Origin of the sequence: Burkholderia alba, assembly GCF_034721475.1 — a bacterium.
Taxonomy (GTDB): Bacteria; Pseudomonadota; Gammaproteobacteria; order Burkholderiales; family Burkholderiaceae; genus Burkholderia; species Burkholderia alba.
In genome coordinates this window covers 120,772-135,088 of sequence record NZ_JAWJWL010000001.1, presented here as the reverse complement: position 1 = coordinate 135,088, position 14,317 = coordinate 120,772, and the positions used below count along the sequence as shown (strand labels likewise).

General features: G+C 72.3%; 15 protein-coding genes and 1 pseudogene. 7 read left to right on the top strand and 9 right to left on the bottom strand.

What is annotated here, in order from left to right:
* The first annotated feature begins 1 nt into the window (after window position 1).
* The 7 genes and pseudogenes from sctJ (at window position 2) to RZR99_RS00575 (ending at window position 6,543) form a co-directional block, all read left to right on the top strand.
* A complete protein-coding gene (gene sctJ / locus RZR99_RS00605) occupies window positions 2-823 on the top strand; it encodes a type III secretion system inner membrane ring lipoprotein SctJ (RefSeq protein WP_323117779.1) in 822 nt (273 codons plus the stop codon).
* A complete protein-coding gene (locus RZR99_RS00600) occupies window positions 820-1,497 on the top strand; it encodes a type III secretion protein HrpB4 (protein ID WP_323117778.1) in 678 nt (225 codons plus the stop codon). Before sctJ ends, RZR99_RS00600 begins: the two co-directional genes overlap by 4 nt.
* Window positions 1,482-2,198, top strand: coding sequence for a type III secretion system stator protein SctL (gene sctL, locus RZR99_RS00595; protein WP_323117777.1), 717 nt, complete (start codon window positions 1,482-1,484; stop codon window positions 2,196-2,198). The genes RZR99_RS00600 and sctL overlap by 16 nt, the downstream gene beginning before the upstream one ends.
* Complete coding sequence (sctN, locus tag RZR99_RS00590) at window positions 2,195-3,523, top strand: type III secretion system ATPase SctN (protein ID WP_323117776.1); 1,329 nt, start codon at window positions 2,195-2,197, stop codon at window positions 3,521-3,523. The genes sctL and sctN overlap by 4 nt, the downstream gene beginning before the upstream one ends.
* The gene (locus tag RZR99_RS00585; protein ID WP_323117775.1) at window positions 3,520-4,032 is read left to right on the top strand and encodes a type III secretion protein HrpB7; all 513 of its coding nucleotides are present in this window, start codon (window positions 3,520-3,522) and stop codon (window positions 4,030-4,032) included. Before sctN ends, RZR99_RS00585 begins: the two co-directional genes overlap by 4 nt.
* Window positions 4,029-4,832 (top strand): annotated as a pseudogene (sctT, locus tag RZR99_RS00580) (type III secretion system export apparatus subunit SctT); the annotation flags it as partial. The gene RZR99_RS00585 and the pseudogene sctT, both read left to right, overlap by 4 nt.
* A gap of 70 nt (window positions 4,833-4,902) precedes the next feature.
* Complete coding sequence (locus RZR99_RS00575; protein WP_323117774.1) at window positions 4,903-6,543, top strand: hypothetical protein; 1,641 nt, start codon at window positions 4,903-4,905, stop codon at window positions 6,541-6,543.
* A 138-nt stretch (window positions 6,544-6,681) separates the two neighbouring features.
* Here the strand turns inward: RZR99_RS00575 and RZR99_RS00570 are convergent, their stop codons facing one another.
* The 9 genes from RZR99_RS00570 to RZR99_RS00530 form a co-directional block, all read right to left on the bottom strand.
* The gene (locus RZR99_RS00570) at window positions 6,682-8,094 is read right to left on the bottom strand and encodes a hypothetical protein (protein ID WP_323117773.1); all 1,413 of its coding nucleotides are present in this window, start codon (window positions 8,092-8,094) and stop codon (window positions 6,682-6,684) included.
* Between the two features lie 271 nt (window positions 8,095-8,365).
* A complete protein-coding gene (locus tag RZR99_RS00565) occupies window positions 8,366-8,626 on the bottom strand; it encodes a P-loop NTPase family protein (protein ID WP_323117772.1) in 261 nt (86 codons plus the stop codon).
* A 395-nt stretch (window positions 8,627-9,021) separates the two neighbouring features.
* Window positions 9,022-9,243, bottom strand: coding sequence for a hypothetical protein (locus RZR99_RS00560; RefSeq protein ID WP_407655384.1), 222 nt, complete (start codon window positions 9,241-9,243; stop codon window positions 9,022-9,024).
* Window positions 9,244-9,335: 92 nt separating this feature from the next.
* Window positions 9,336-10,496 carry a DUF1501 domain-containing protein gene (locus RZR99_RS00555; RefSeq protein WP_323117771.1) on the bottom strand — a complete coding sequence of 387 codons (1,161 nt, stop codon included), beginning with the start codon at window positions 10,494-10,496 and terminating at the stop codon, window positions 9,336-9,338.
* Entirely contained in the window at window positions 10,493-11,947 is a 1,455-nt protein-coding gene (locus RZR99_RS00550; RefSeq protein WP_323117770.1) for a DUF1800 domain-containing protein, read from the bottom strand. The genes RZR99_RS00555 and RZR99_RS00550 overlap by 4 nt, the downstream gene beginning before the upstream one ends.
* Before the next feature lie 140 nt (window positions 11,948-12,087).
* The gene (locus RZR99_RS00545) at window positions 12,088-12,582 is read right to left on the bottom strand and encodes a periplasmic heavy metal sensor (RefSeq protein ID WP_323117769.1); all 495 of its coding nucleotides are present in this window, start codon (window positions 12,580-12,582) and stop codon (window positions 12,088-12,090) included.
* Window positions 12,579-13,013: a hypothetical protein gene (locus RZR99_RS00540; RefSeq protein ID WP_323117768.1), complete on the bottom strand. Its 435-nt coding sequence runs from the start codon at window positions 13,011-13,013 to the stop codon at window positions 12,579-12,581. Before RZR99_RS00540 ends, RZR99_RS00545 begins: the two co-directional genes overlap by 4 nt.
* Window positions 13,010-13,570, bottom strand: a complete 561-nt coding sequence (locus RZR99_RS00535; protein WP_323117767.1) for an RNA polymerase sigma factor — start codon at window positions 13,568-13,570, stop codon at window positions 13,010-13,012. Before RZR99_RS00535 ends, RZR99_RS00540 begins: the two co-directional genes overlap by 4 nt.
* Before the next feature lie 330 nt (window positions 13,571-13,900).
* Window positions 13,901-14,203: a YXWGXW repeat-containing protein gene (locus RZR99_RS00530; RefSeq protein WP_323117766.1), complete on the bottom strand. Its 303-nt coding sequence runs from the start codon at window positions 14,201-14,203 to the stop codon at window positions 13,901-13,903.
* Between the last annotated feature and the right edge of the window lie 114 nt (window positions 14,204-14,317).

Here is a 14,317-nt window from a genome sequence, read left to right as displayed (position 1 = left end):
CATGAAGCCGACCCGTTCCCCGTCCCCCGGCCCGCGCGGCGGCCGCATCGCCGGCCTGGGCGCGCTGCTGCTGTGCGCCGCGCTGCTGGCCGGCTGCCAGCAGGAACTGTACGGCGGCCTCGCCGAGCGCGACTGCAACGAAATGATGGCCGCGCTGCTGCAAAACGGCGTCGACGCGCAGAAGAAAACCCCCGACGGCGGCAAGAGCTGGACCCTAACGGTCGACGACAAGCAGATCGTCCGGGCGATGGAAGTGCTGCGCGCGCGCGGCCTGCCCGCCGCCCGCTACGACGATCTCGGCGATCTGTTCAAGAAGGACGGTCTGGTGTCGACGCCGACCGAGGAGCGCGTGCGCTTCATCTACGGCGTGTCGCAGGAGCTGTCGAACACGTTGTCGAAGATCGACGGCGTGGTCATCGCGCGCGTGCATATCGTGCTGCCGCACAACGATCCGCTCGCGCAGGTGACGAAACCGTCGTCGGCATCGGTGTTCATCAAGTACCGGCCCAACGCGAACCTCGCGACGCTCACGCCGCAGATCAAGAACCTCGTCGTCCACAGCGTCGAGGGGCTGACCTACGACGAAGTCAGCGTCACGTCCGTCGCCGCCGACCCGGTCGATCTGGTGTCGACCGCGCCGCAGGCGAATGCGAAATCCGGCGGCCTGCCGCTGCTCGGCGCGCTCGCCGCCGTCCTCGCGGCGCTCGCGCTCGCGGCGTCGGGCGGCGCGCTGTGGTGGCGCAAACGCCGCCGCGCGGCGCCGGACGCGGGCACGCCGCCGGGCCGCGCGCGCGGCGCGGAACCGACGGGCGCCGCATCATGACGGCCACGGGCCTGCCGACGCCCGGCGTCAGCCAGCGGGCCGCGTGGCTCGCGGGCTACGACGCGAACCTGCGGCACGCCGCCGACTGGGTGCACGCCAGCTGGCAAGGCGCGCTCGCGCCGCTGGTCGAGGCGATGCACACGCATGCGCCCGCGCTGCGCGCGTGCTGCTCGCAACTGCTGCTGCGCACGCTCGGCCAGGTGCCGCCGCCGCTCGACGGCTTCGACGCGCCCGCCGACCGGCTCGCCGTGCTGCCCGTCGCCGACGCGCTGCGAGTCCTGAGACTGCGGGCGCTGCTCGCGCGGCGCGCCGAGCTGCGGCACTGGATCGATCGCGCGAGCCGCGCGCGTCTGGCCGACTGGGTCGGCGCCGATGCCGGCCGCATGCTGGCCGCGCTGCCCGACGCGCCGAGGGCGCGCGACGTCGACCGGCGCGAACCGCTGACGCCGCTCGCGCAGCTGTCCGGCGACGAGGTGGCGTGGGAAGGCTGGTGCCGCTTCGAACGCGAGCGGCTGTGGTCCGCCTCGGGCCCGATGCGGACCGTGCGGCTCGCGCTGCCGCGCGACGCCGCTCGTCCTGCATGGCTCGAGCGCGCCGGCGACGACGCGCAGGGCGCGCTGCTGCTCGCCCATCTGCCTTCGCAGTATCCGGAGTGGACATGGTTGTTTGGCTGAAACACCGACAGATCCCGCTCGCCGACGATCTCTGCCTCGACGCGCCGCATGGCGTGCTGCGGCGCGACGCGTTCGAGACGGTCGCGGAACTGGACACCGCGCTCGACGCGCTCGCCGCCGAGCGCGACGGTATCCTGCGCGCGGCGCGCGAAGCCGCCGAACGGATCGACGCCGACGCCCGCGCCGCCGCCGACGCGCTGCTCGACGCCGCCCGCGCCGAACACGACAGCGCGTTCGCGCGCGGCTACGACGCCGGGCGCGCGCAGGCGCTGGCCGACTGGCACGCGCAGGCCGCCGACGCGTTCGAGCAGGAGCGCCGCGTGCGCGACGGCATGCGCGAGCGGCTCGCCGAGCTGGTCGCGGCGGCGGTCCAGCAGATGGTGCGGACCGAGGACGCGCGCGGCCTGTTCGCCCGCGCGGCGGAGACCGTCGAGCGCGTCGTCGCCGATGCGAGCTATCTGACCGTGCGGGTGTGCGATGCCGACTACGACGTCGCCCGCGAGCAGTTCGGCCAGCTCGCCGACGCGTGGCGCAGGCAGGGCCGCAACGTGCCGATCGACGTGATCGTCGAGCCGCGCGTCGCGCCCGGCACCTGCCTGTGCGAATCGGATTTCGGCACCGTCGACGCGAGCCTCGACACCCAACTGAACGCGATCCGGGCGACCCTCGCCCGCGCGCTCGACGAAGCGGAGCGGCCATGAACGCGCTGACCGACCTGTCCCGCGTCGCCGATGCGATGGCCGCGCGGCTTTCGATCGATTCCGCCGTCAGCATGACGGGCAAGGTGCTCGAAGTGATCGGCACGCTGCTGCGCGTGGTCGGGCTCGAAGTGACGCTCGGCGAGCTGTGCGAGCTGCGCAGCCCGTCCGGCGCCCTGCTCCAGCACGCGGAAGTCGTCGGCTTCACGCGCAACGTCGCATTGCTGTCGCCGTTCGGCGCGCTCGGCGAGATCAACCGCAGCACCCGCGTGATCGGGCTGCGCCGGCCGCTGTCGGTGAAGGTCGGCCACGGCATCCTCGGCCGCGTGATCGACAGTTTCGGCGAACCGATCGACGGACGCGGTCCGCTCGAATGCGACACGCTGCGCCCTGTGCTCGCGCCGCCGCCGAACCCGATGTCGCGCCGGATGGTGGACGCGTCGCTCTCCACCGGCGTGCGGATCGTCGACGGCCTCATCACGCTCGGCGAGGGCCAGCGGATGGGGATCTTCGCGCCGGCGGGCGTCGGCAAGAGCACGCTGCTCGGCATGTTCGCGCGCGGCGCGTCGTGCGACGTCAACGTGATCGCGCTGATCGGCGAGCGCGGCCGCGAAGTGCGCGAATTCGTCGAGCTGATCATGGGCGAGGACGGGATGGCCCGCTCGGTCGTGGTCTGCGCGACGTCGGACCGCTCGTCGATCGAGCGCGCGAAGGCCGCGTATGCGGCCACCGCGATCGCCGAGTATTTCCGCGACCAGGGCAAGCGCGTGCTGCTCATGATGGATTCGCTGACGCGCTTCGCGCGCGCCGGCCGCGAGATCGGCCTCGCCGCCGGCGAGCCGCCCGCGCGGCGCGGCTTTCCGCCGTCCGTATTCGCCGAGCTGCCGCGCCTGCTCGAACGCACCGGCATGGGCGAGCACGGCTCGATCACCGCGCTCTACACCGTGCTCGCCGAGGACGACTCCGGCAGCGATCCGATCGCGGAGGAAGTGCGCGGCATCCTGGACGGCCACATCATCCTGTCGCGCGAGATCGCCGCGCACAACCAGTATCCGGCGATCGACGTGCTCGCCAGCCTGTCGCGCATCATGCCGCAGGTGACGACGCGCGAACACGTCGGCGCGGCCGGACGGCTGCGTCAGCTGCTCGCGAAGCATCGCGAGATCGAGACGCTGCTGCAGCTCGGCGAATACCAGGCGGGCAGCGATCCGGCGGCCGACGAGGCGGTCGCGAAGATCGACCGGATCCGCGCCTTTCTCAACCAGCGCACCGACGAATACATGGCGCCCGACGCCACGCTCGCCGCGCTGCACGATCTCGTCCAATGAAAAATCGACAACAACGCGGTTTCGAACTGCTGATCGCGCGCCGCGAACAGCGCGGCGCCGCGCTGCGCGCGGAACAGACCGAGCAGCGCGCCGACGAGGCGGCGGCCGCCGCCGAACTGGCCGACGGCGAGGCCCACGCACAGGCCAAGCGGGACGCCACGCAGCGCTATGCCGCCCGGATCGACGCGCTGGCCTCGGGCGGCACGCCGTTCGCGCTGGCCGACTACGCCGCGTGCCGGCGCTACCGCGACACACTGCTCGACGAGCAGGTGCTCGCCGACGCGCAGTGCGCGCGGCTGCGCGCCGCGCTGCAGACCCGCACCGACCGGCTCGCCGACACCGCGCGCCGGATTGCCCGCAACGACGCGCAGATCGACGTGGTGCGCGCACGCATCCGGCGGCTCGAACGCGCCGCCGAAGCGGCCGCCGAGGATGCGCAGGACGAGGAGATCGAGGAAGGGGTGCTCGCGCGCCGCCTCGCCTCCGTCCGGGCGGAGGCGCAGGCATGACCAGCTTCGAGGTCTTTCCGCTGCAGCACCTGGGCGACGAGTTCATCGGCTTCATCACCCTGCTCGCGATGTCGAGCACGCGGCTGCTCGTCCTGATGACGATTTTTCCGCCGACCGCCGACAGCGTGCTCAAGGGCTCGATCCGCAACGGCGCGGCCGCGGTCTGGTGCCTGTTCGTCGCGTTCGGTCAGCAAGCGCTGCTGCCGCAGCTGCACGGCGCGTTCCTGCTCGCGGTCTGTGCCAAGGAGGTACTGATCGGGCTCGTGCTCGGCATCGCGGCGTCGACCGTGTTCTGGGCGGCGGAAGGCATCGGCACCTACATCGACGATCTCGCGGGTTTCAACAACGTGCAGATGCAGAACCCCGGCTCGGGCGCGCAGTCGTCGCTGATGGCGACGCTGCTGAGCCAGCTCGCGGTCGCGTCGTTCTGGATGCTGGGCGGCATGATGTTCCTGCTCGGCGCGCTGTACGAGTCGTATGCGTGGTGGCCGCTCGCGAGCTTCGATCCGATTCCCGCGCCGCTGCTCGAAGCATTCGCGCAGGCCCGGCTCGACCAGTTGATGGACATGGTCGCGCGGCTTGCGACGCCGGTGATGGTGATGCTGCTGCTGATCGACGTCGGTCTCGCGTTCGTCGCCAAATCCGCGCAGAAATTCGACGTGATGTCGATCAGCCAGCCGGTCAAGGGCGCGGTGGCGGTCCTGATCGTCGCGCTGCTCGCCGGCAGCTTCGTCACCGAAATGAGCGGACAGATCTCGCTCGCCGGATTCGGGCAGCAGATCAGGAAACTCGCGCAGCGATGAGCGGGCCGGCCGACGCCGATGCCGCCGCGCTCCCGTCTTACTCAACCCGTTCAGGAAAGAGGTGCGCATGACCCGATCCATCCCGCGCTCGCCGTCGTCCCCCACCCTGCGCGCCGCCGAGCGCGACGAACCCGGCGCGCCGACGCCCGGGCAGCCGGCGCCGGTGCGCCGGCACGCCCTCGGCACGCTCCCGAACACGCCGCTGCGCAGCGCGGCGGGCGGCACGCCGCCCCGCCTGCCGGCCGTGCGGCCCGACACCTCGGACTGGTTCAGCGGGATTCCCCACATCGACCGCACCGCCGTCACCCGCGCGGCGCTGACCCTTCCCCCCGCCGCGCCGCGCGCCGCGCCGGCCGCCGCCACGCCCCCTCCGCCGGAGCCCGCGCTGTTTCTCGCCCCGGAGCCCGACCGCCAGCCCGGTCAGGCATTCGATCGCGGCAAGGCGGGCTTCACCGTGGTCGAGGCCAACGGCTATCGTCCGCTCGCCCCCGCGCTCAACGCCGGCGGCGCCGGCCAGTCCGGGATAGCCGCCGCGCAGTTCGGGATCGGCAGCACCGCGGCGGGGCTCGCTCACGAAGTGCTCGGCGCGGGCCTCAACGGCCATGCGGCCGCCGCGTCGTGGCAGAAGCACCGGCGCTACGACCGCCACCTGAACGCGATGCTGAACGCGGATGTCGATGCGTTTCGCAACGCGGCCGGCAGCCGCGCGAAGCCGCGCCTGGACACGTTGATCCTCACGCGCGACCGCAAGGGCGCGTTCCGCTACGACCTCGCCAAGGTGATGAAGCTCGCGGCCAGCGACGATCCCGCGCTGGCGAACGAAAGCGCGCATGCGAAGGACGTGCTGCTGACGCTGTACGTGAGGGACGAGGTCGCCGGCAAGCGGATGAATCGGGCCGCCTACGAACTGGGCCGGAACGTGCTCGGCATCGCGTCGGGGGCCGCGCTGATCGCCGGCACGCACGGGCTCGCGATCGCGCCCGGCGCGGCGGGCGCGATCGCGGCGAAACAGGCGGGCTTCGCGCTCGGCGTCGTGAATGCGCTCGACGTCGGCAAGGGCGTGCGCGGCCTGAAGCAGCGGCTGCGCAACGACAAGGCGCGCGAGATCGACAGCAACGAGCGGTCCGCGCGCATGCGGCTCGACCCCGCCACGATCCCCGCCGACGCCCCCGAGGAAGCCGTCGCGGGCGTCCATGCCGTGCTGCGCGACAACGGACGGATCGAGGCGGACCGGAAGCTGTTCGGCAAGCTCTTTCCCGGCCGCCTGATCAACGAGGAGAAGTCCTCGTCGAACAAGAACCGCATGGCGGACCAGACTGTCGAGCATGCGTTGCGGATCATCGACCGCAGCGTCGACCGGTTCGCGGGCGACGGGCAGGAGAAGCTGCACGCGTTTCATGCGGCGATCCACGTGAAGGATGCGTCGATGTCGCGCAAGAAACGCGCGCTGCGCGACGCGATCGACCGCGATCCCGACCTGGGCAGCGCGTACCGGCTGATGCGCGATCTGGGCATGCGGCGCGGCGAAGCGCGTTACGCGATCGAAAGTCTGATCGCGCGCCGGATCGAGATCGGGCTCGCCAACGATCCGCAAGCCGCGCATGCGCGCGCGACGGAGTCGGGCCGCAAGCATGCGGCGCGGGCCGCCGCGGGCGAGCGCTCGCCGGACGACATCGCGTCGATGCGCGGGGTGTTGCAGCGGCGTTGAGCGGAGTCGGACGGAACACGCGCGGCGGTTCGCGTCCCGTCCGACGACGCGCGCGGCGCAAGCGGGCGGCGGCCCGGCTCGAAGCGAATCGAGCCCGGGCGTGCCGGGCCATGCGTCCGATGCGATCGGACGAGCGGGCTAGCTGTACTCGACGCCGAGACACTTCCCCAGCTTGTCCAGATTCCGCTTGATCGACTCGCCCTCGGGCTTGTGCAGGAACTCGCTCAGCGCGGGCTTGCCGCCCAGCTCGCCGGTCACCGTGGCGAGTTGCCTGAGCATCTGCTCCGCGGCTTTCTCCGGATCGGGCGCCAGCCGTACCTTGGGGGCGAGCGGTGTGCCGGGGGCCGGCGGCGCTCCGGGACCAGCAGACGGTGCTCCAGGGGGAGCAGACGGCGCTCCAGGAGGCGCGGGCGGCGCCCCAGGAGGCGCGGGCGGCGCTCCAGGAGGCGCGGGCGGTGCCCCAGGAGGCGCGGGCGGTGCCCCAGGAGGCGCGGGCGGCGCCCCAGGAGGCGCGGGCGGTGCCCCAGGAGGCGCGGGCGGAATTCCGGCTGCCCGCGCTGCGCCGGCAGCCGGCGATATGGCGGGAGCCGGCGTATTTCTCGCCCTCGGCGCACGGTGCGTGTCAGGCAGCGCCTCATCGCGCGCGACCCAGCGCGCCGCCATCGGCGCGATCATCGCCTCCGTCCCCTTGTCATGCACGTACGCGCTCAACATCCCCGCCTTGATGCTCGCATCGGAATCGGCGGTCTTCATCAGCACCTCGGTCATCGCCGGATACGCGTGGCTGTAGGCGCCGCCTTCGTCCGGGATACCGCGCTGCCGCTCGATCAGGCGGGTGATCGTCTCGGTGACGGCCTCGTTCAGGTTGTTGTTGTGCGCCTGTATCCGGGTCTTTCCCGCCTCGGCCGACAGCAGGTGCAGCACTTCGTGGCGAGCGTAATGCGCGCCGCCGTCTTCGTTGGCCGCATAGATCTCGCCCTTCAGGTGGGACGCGGTGAAACCCAGCGAATTCGTCGTCGCGATGTAAGCGGCGGCGGTTTTCTCTTCGGCGTCAAGCATCGCCCCCTCACGCTGCGCCCTCTCGGGCGACCCGTGCTCAAGCGCATTGAGCTCCGCCTGCTTGTCCTCGTCACCCTGCACCTGGTCCCGGGCAAAGTGCCTGGCCAAGGCGTTCCGGTCGACCATCTTGAGCTTCCCCTCGCTCTCGAGGAAGCCGGTGAAATTCTCCACAAGGTGCCCCAGTTCAGCGAGGTTGTCTTCAACGGTTTCCGGCTTGAAGTCGATCTTCGCGGCCAGCGCGCGATACCCCTCCACCGAACTGGCCAGATGAGCCGACTGCGCGGGCGACGCGCCGGGCAACTTGCCGAGCCGGGGCTTGAAAACCGCCTGTGCCGCCCCCGCCCCGGCGACGCGCGGTTGCAGATCGATGTGGGCATGGCTGCCCCGCAACGACGTCGCGCGCTGATTGTCCGCCGGCGACAGCGGCCGCGGCGTATCGGTTCGCGCGACGCTCGACGGACTCGATGGACGCGATATGGAAGAGGGATTCATGCAAGCGGGACCTTTCTGTTGAGCGGATGAAGGGGGTCGGGCATTCGCCTGCGCCCGGAAGCGGCGAGGCGAGCCGACAAGATGCAGCGCCAATGCATGGATTTAACAAGAGCGCATGCCCCGCGCGGACGGATCGCGCGAAAACCTGTCGGCATGGCCGAAGCATCGCGGCGCGGCGGGCGCGCCACGTCGTTCGGCCGATGCGCGTTGCCGCCTCGCGGCGCCGCCCGGGAAGCGGATCGACCCACTCGCCGCGACGCGGCTGCGCTCGCTACGCGTCGCCGGACACGCGAGGCGGCGGGGGCTCCGGATCGGACGGCGCGCACTCGCGAGGCCGCGTTCCGTGTCGCGCCGGTTCGGACGCATCGAACGGTTCGCCGTCGCGCGCAGGTCGCGACTCGGCCGGATGGCGGCGCGGGGATGGAACGTCGGCATCGGGCGCCCCGCGTTTGCTCAGGAACAGGGAAACCAGCCAGTCGCCCATGACGATGACCGCCAGGCACGCGAGCCCGACCAGCGTATAGGCATCCATCAATTCGTCCCGCCCACCTGAATCCCCTTTTACTCGTCACACATTGAGCGGCGTGAATCGGCCTGACGGACTTCGCGCAACGAAAGCCCGGCCTTCGACGGCGCACGCCCCGTCGCCGCCCTCCGCCACGACGCAAGGCCGGAGAGCGGGCAGCACCTTCACCCGCTCTCCGGCCTCGTCCGGCCCCGGCTTTTCTATCGGCCGAGACGCGGCCGAGACGCCGCGTTCACGCGCCGCGCGCGACCGGCTCCACGCCGGCGCGGAGCAACGCGGCTTCGCATCCGCGCGTCATGGCGCGCGCCGCGAAACCGCCGGTCCTGCCGTCGCGGCGGCGCCGGTCGCACGCGCCAGCCGCGGCGATCCTTTCGCCGGACCGCCGGACCGCGACCCGCGCGTCAATACCCCGGCGCCCAATGCCCCCGCACCCAGCCCCAGTGATTGCCTTCCCAGCGGTAATGCCCCTTGACCCAGTGATACGCCGGTCCCGGCGCGATCGGCACTTCCTCGATGATCGGCGCGGGCTGCGGCGGACGGGCCGGTTCGACGACGCATGCCGACAGCGTGGCGGCCAGCGCGGCCGCGAGCGTCGCGGTACGCAGGTGCAGTTTCGTTCTCATCGTGTTCTCCCTGTTTTTTGGGTTGTGGTGATGCAATGGAAAATCGTTCGCGTCATCTCGTGCGGCCGAAGGCAGGTCGATGCGCCGCGGCGTCACGTCCGGATCAGCCCGCTCATCGCGCGCGGCGGCGGCCCCGCTTGCGCGAACAGCGCGGCAGCCGTGCGCTGCGGATCGAGCCCGAGGCTCTCGCTCGCCGCGCCGGCGATCAGCGCATCCAGCGACGCCGTGGGCTTCAGGTCGCGTGCCTCGTACAGATCGCCGGGACGCAGCCCCGGCCAGTCCGCGATCACGCGCCCGCCGGCAACCGCGCCGCCGATCAGCATCGCGGCCGACGCCGTGCCGTGATCGGTGCCGCCCGTGCCGTTCGCCGCGGCCGTGCGGCCGAACTCGGTGGCGACCAGTACCGTCGTCCGGTCCCACACCGGTCCGAGCCCGTCGCGCAGCGCCGCGAGCAGCGTGTCCAGCGCCTTCAGCTGCGCCGCAAGGCGCGGGTTCTGCGCGCTGTGGGTGTCCCATCCGCCCGTCTCGATCATCGCGATCCGCGGCCCGTCGTCGCGCGACAGGAAGTTCGCGGCGAACTTGCCGAGCCCCGCCGGATCCTGGCGCGCGCGCGCATCGCCGGCCAGACCGCGCGCGGCCATCGCCTCGTCCCAGATCGGCCGCAACTGCGCGTCGTGTCCGTACAGTTCGGTCACGCGCGTGAGCAGGTCGTCCGGCGCGGCCGGCAGCCCCGACGGCGCATACGACGCCACCTCGACACGGCCCCTCAACGCGGCCGGCACGGTCGGCGCGAACGCGATCGCATTCGCGCGCGCAGGCGGCAGCAGGCCGACGAGCCGGTTCAGCCAGCCGTCCTTCACCTGGTACGGCGCCGTGCCGCCCGTCTCCAGCACGTTCTGGCCGTCGAAGTGAGAACGGTCGCGATACGGCGACGCGATCGCATGCACGAACAGCGCCTGACGCGCGGCGTACAGCTTCGCGGTCTCCGCGAGCGACGGGTGCAGCGCAAAGCTGCCGTCGAGCTTCGCGGCATTCGATACGTCGACGGCGAGCGCGCCGCGCAGCGACGCGTAGGCCGGCTCCGCATACGGGACGACGATGTTCAGCCCGTCGGCGGCGCCGCGCTGGATCACGAACACGAAGCGGCGCTCGGTCGCGGCGCTGGCGAATGCGATGCGCGGCGCGACGAGCAGCGCGCCGGCGCCGGCGGCGGCGACGCGAATGAAACGGCGGCGGGAAATCATCGTGTTCATCTCCGTTGAAAATCCGGCGACACCAGCAGGAGCGCGAGCGCGGTCGTCGTGCTCTCGGCGCGGGACACCGCCTGCTCGGTCGGCGCGCCGAGGGTGCCCGCGAGCAGCCGCTGGCCGAGCCGGCGGGGATCGACGTCGCCGCCCGCGCGCGCGGCGAGGCGCTGCGCGACTTCGACTCGACGCACCAGCGCGTCGGGCGCGGCCCAGCTCGCGGCGATGTCGTCGTAGCCGGCCGGCGAGCCGGGCCGCCAGACCGGCTGGCCCAGTTGCGTCAGCAGCGGCGCCGCCTGCAGGCTGCCGAGGTCGCGCCAGCCGAGGCCGCGCAGCGACGAGACGGCCCAGTCCCACGGCGTCTTGAACTTGGCGGGCACCGGCGACCATGCGTCGGACGACTCGACGAGCGTCCGGTAGACGGTCGGCAGATCGCCGCCGCTCTTCGTGAACGCGGCGGCGAGCCGGTCGACCAGCGCGGGCGGCGGGCGATCGGCGACGAAATGCTGCGCGAGCTTGCCCGCCACGTGCCGGGCGGTGGCGGGCGCGACCGCCAGATCGTGCAGGATCGCGCGCGCCTGCTGCTCGCCGGGCTGGTCGTAGGCGCGGCCCATCACCGTGCGCGCGCCGGGCTCGTGCAGCGCGGGGCGGAACACGAACGTGCCGGGCGGCGCGGCCATCCGCTGCGGCCCCTGCGCGGCGGCCACGCTCCAGCCGGTCAGCGCGCGCGCGAACTCCGTCACGTCCTGCTGGGTGTAGCCGCTGCGCACGCCGAGCGTGTGCAGCTCCATGATCTCGCGCGCGAGATTCTCGTTCAGCCCGCGCTTGCGCTCCGGATTGCGCTGCTCCGCGCGCAGCGCGGCAGCGCTGTCGGGGCCGACCGATCCGGCCTGGTCGAGGAAGAACTGCATCGCGGGGTGGCGTTCGACGGCCACCAGCATGTCCTCGAAACGGCCGAGCACGTGCGGGCGAATCGCCTCCACCTCGAAGGCGCCGGCCAGCATCGCGACCTGCGGCTTCTCGGTCGACACGGCGAAGTGATTCGCCCAGAAATGGACGAGCCGTTCGACGAACGGCGCCGGCGCGGTCAGCGCGCTGTTCACGCGCGCGTCGACATCGGACCGGTAGCGCGTGACGACCTCGTCGCGCAGCATCTTGCGGGCTTCCTGCATCGCCGGGTCGACCTCGGCCGGCGACGCCGCCAGCGCCGGCACGGCGCTGGCCGTCCCGTTCGCGGCGGCGCGCGCGCGGACGACCTCCCGGCGCGTTTGCGCGTAAGTGCCGGCGAGCGCGGCGGACCCGGGCTGGCCCGCCCATGCGGCGGGCGCGGCCTCGTAGCGGTCGAACTGCGCGAGCAGCCACGCGCGGGGATCGCCGACGGGCGGATCGTCCGCGCGCGCGCCGAGGCCGAAGCGATTCAGCGCGATCGCGGCTGCTTCGGCGGCGGGTGAATGGACCATGCTCGTTCCTTCGCGCGGTGGAGACGTGGGTTAAACGTCGAGCGCGGGGAAATCCGTCGCCGTTTCGTGATTTTTTTTGCGACGGCGGCGGCCCGGGCAAGCGCGCGGTCCGATGCGCGCGGAGGATCCCTTCGGCAGGCTTACTGGCTTGCCGCCGGCAGCTTCGGCGGCGGCGGCAGCCGCCATTGGCCGTTCTCGCGGAGACCTTCGGCGAACTTCGCGCGCTCGTCGGGGGACAGCGTCGCGGCGAAATCGGCGACGCCCTGCTCGACGCGCGCGCGCAGCGCACCGTCCGCTTCGCGGGTATGGGCGAGCGCGGCGTCGAGCGCCGCGCGATCGAGTTGCGGCGCGGCCAGTAGCCGCAGCACGTCGTGCCGGCCGTCGCGGCCGGCGCGCGCGAACGGCCGGCCGTCGCGCCGCGCGTCCTTCAGCGCATCGGAAAATTCCTCCTGGCGATCCGCCGACAGGTCGTGCGCGGCGAAGCGCAGCGGATGCTGTTGCGGCTGCGCGGCGGCGCCCGTGCGCGCGTGCAGGCCGCCGAACCCTCCGTAGGCCGCCCCGGCAATCCCGCCGAGCAGAAAGGCGTTGACGATCAACGAGCCCAGCAGCGCGAATTTCAGCGAACGTTCGTTCATTCGCCGCTCCAGTCGGCGGACGATCCGCCGAAGCCCGTCGTCATATACGACGAATCCGGCGCATCGTGCGCGGGCCGAGCCGCGCCCGCGACCAGGAAGAACGACAGCGCGAAGGCGCCGGCCAGGCCGCCCGCGATGCCGAGGCCCGCGAGCGCCGCGCCGGGCCACCCGAATGCGCGGGAGCGGACCGGCGGGCGGGCGGGACGCACCGGCGCGGACGCGACGATGCGCCGGACCAGCGCGGCGTCCGGCTCGACCGCCGGATCGCTCGCCAGCCACGCGTCGACGCCGGCCGCGTCGCGCAGCAACGCGTCCGCTTCGCGCCGATGATCGTGCGCCCAGGCTTGTGCGTCGGCGCGCTCCGGCGCCGGCCAGCGCTGCGGTTCGGCGCCGTAGGCGTCGACGATTTCACGGAATCGTTCGGGTGTCATCGCAAATCCTCTCCGAGGCCGCTGCCGGCCAGTTGTGCGCGCAGGCCGCGGCGAGCCCGCGCGAGCAGGCTTTCCAGCGCGTCGACCGTGATGCCCATCAGGGCTGCGGCTTCGATGTTCGACAGTTCCTGATAGTAATTCAGCACCAGTGCTTCCCGCTGCCGCGCGGGCAGCGCGGCGAGCGCCGCGCGCACCCGGTCGTCGCGCGCGCGGCCTTCGAGCCGCATGTCGGGCGACGCGCCGGGGTCGGGCCGATCGGGCAGCTCGTCGACCGGTTCCTCGCGCTGCCCGCGCAGCCGGTCGTAGCACAGGTTCAGCACCACGCGGTGCAGCCAGGTGTCGAAGCGAGCCTCGCCGGACTTCCAGCGCGGCGCCTGCTTCCAGGTCCGCAGGAAGGCCTCCTGCGCGACGTCTTCAGCTTCCATGCGGTCTCCGAGCATGCGGGTGGCGAGCGCGAGCAGCCGCGGCAGCTTGCGTGCGACAAGCGTGCGGACGGCCGCCGGGTCCTGGTCGCCGACTCGCGCGACCAGTTCCGCGTCGGGATCGTATTCGCTCAACGCGCATCGTCCCGTGGGTGGGAAGGCGCGCGGCGCAACCGTCGCGGCGCGCGCCTCCGGAAAATATCGACGCGACTGCTGCTCACTTGCCGTAGCCCCTTGCGAGAGTAATGGTCCGGACATGGAAGTCGGTGGCGCGACGATGCGCGCGGGTATCAATATACGACGACTGCGGGCCGGTAATACGCCGGCCGCGCGGGCACGACGACGCAGCCGGCCAGCGTGGCCGCGGTCAGAATCAGAATGGCGAGCGTTTTCATCGGGATCGGCTCCGTTAGGGGTAGCGACGCGCGGCGCCGGCGCGGCGCCGCGCCGGGGGCGGGCATCGGATCAGCGCGCCCAGCGGCCTTCGACCCAACGCCAGTTCGGCCCGCGACTCACCCAGTGGCCCGGCACCCAGCGATAGCCGACCCGGACCGGCTGCCAGTGGCCGGGCACCCAGACGTACTGGCCGTGATCCCAGCGCCAGCGGCCGTGATCCCACACGTAGCCGACGCGCGGCGCGGGCATCACCTCGACGCGAGGCGGCGGCGGCGCGAGCGGCGCGACGATCACCGCCTGCGCGAACGCGGACGACGCGACGACAACGAGCGCGGTGGCGGCAGCCAGCCGGACGGCGGCGAAGGATTTCATGACGGGGCTCCAAGGCAGTGGCGGGACCGGATCGGTCCCGTGTCGATACTTAAACGGCCCAGGCGGAAAAATCCGTCGCGCAGGCGTGGGTTCGACGAATCCGGTTCGAAGGAT

What these genes read in the sequence shown, in the direction of transcription:
- sctJ (WP_323117779.1), top strand. Translation starts at nt 2, where the DNA reads ATGAAGCCGACCCGTTCCCCGTCCCCCGGCCCGCGCGGCGGCCGCATC.
- RZR99_RS00600 (WP_323117778.1), top strand. Translation starts at nt 820, where the DNA reads ATGACGGCCACGGGCCTGCCGACGCCCGGCGTCAGCCAGCGGGCCGCG.
- sctL (WP_323117777.1), top strand. Translation starts at nt 1,482, where the DNA reads ATGGTTGTTTGGCTGAAACACCGACAGATCCCGCTCGCCGACGATCTC.
- sctN (WP_323117776.1), top strand. Translation starts at nt 2,195, where the DNA reads ATGAACGCGCTGACCGACCTGTCCCGCGTCGCCGATGCGATGGCCGCG.
- RZR99_RS00585 (WP_323117775.1), top strand. Translation starts at nt 3,520, where the DNA reads ATGAAAAATCGACAACAACGCGGTTTCGAACTGCTGATCGCGCGCCGC.
- RZR99_RS00575 (WP_323117774.1), top strand. Translation starts at nt 4,903, where the DNA reads ATGACCCGATCCATCCCGCGCTCGCCGTCGTCCCCCACCCTGCGCGCC.
- RZR99_RS00570 (WP_323117773.1), bottom strand. Translation starts at nt 8,094, where the DNA reads ATGAATCCCTCTTCCATATCGCGTCCATCGAGTCCGTCGAGCGTCGCG.
- RZR99_RS00565 (WP_323117772.1), bottom strand. Translation starts at nt 8,626, where the DNA reads ATGGATGCCTATACGCTGGTCGGGCTCGCGTGCCTGGCGGTCATCGTC.
- RZR99_RS00560 (WP_407655384.1), bottom strand. Translation starts at nt 9,243, where the DNA reads ATGAGAACGAAACTGCACCTGCGTACCGCGACGCTCGCGGCCGCGCTG.
- RZR99_RS00555 (WP_323117771.1), bottom strand. Translation starts at nt 10,496, where the DNA reads ATGAACACGATGATTTCCCGCCGCCGTTTCATTCGCGTCGCCGCCGCC.
- RZR99_RS00550 (WP_323117770.1), bottom strand. Translation starts at nt 11,947, where the DNA reads ATGGTCCATTCACCCGCCGCCGAAGCAGCCGCGATCGCGCTGAATCGC.
- RZR99_RS00545 (WP_323117769.1), bottom strand. Translation starts at nt 12,582, where the DNA reads ATGAACGAACGTTCGCTGAAATTCGCGCTGCTGGGCTCGTTGATCGTC.
- RZR99_RS00540 (WP_323117768.1), bottom strand. Translation starts at nt 13,013, where the DNA reads ATGACACCCGAACGATTCCGTGAAATCGTCGACGCCTACGGCGCCGAA.
- RZR99_RS00530 (WP_323117766.1), bottom strand. Translation starts at nt 14,203, where the DNA reads ATGAAATCCTTCGCCGCCGTCCGGCTGGCTGCCGCCACCGCGCTCGTT.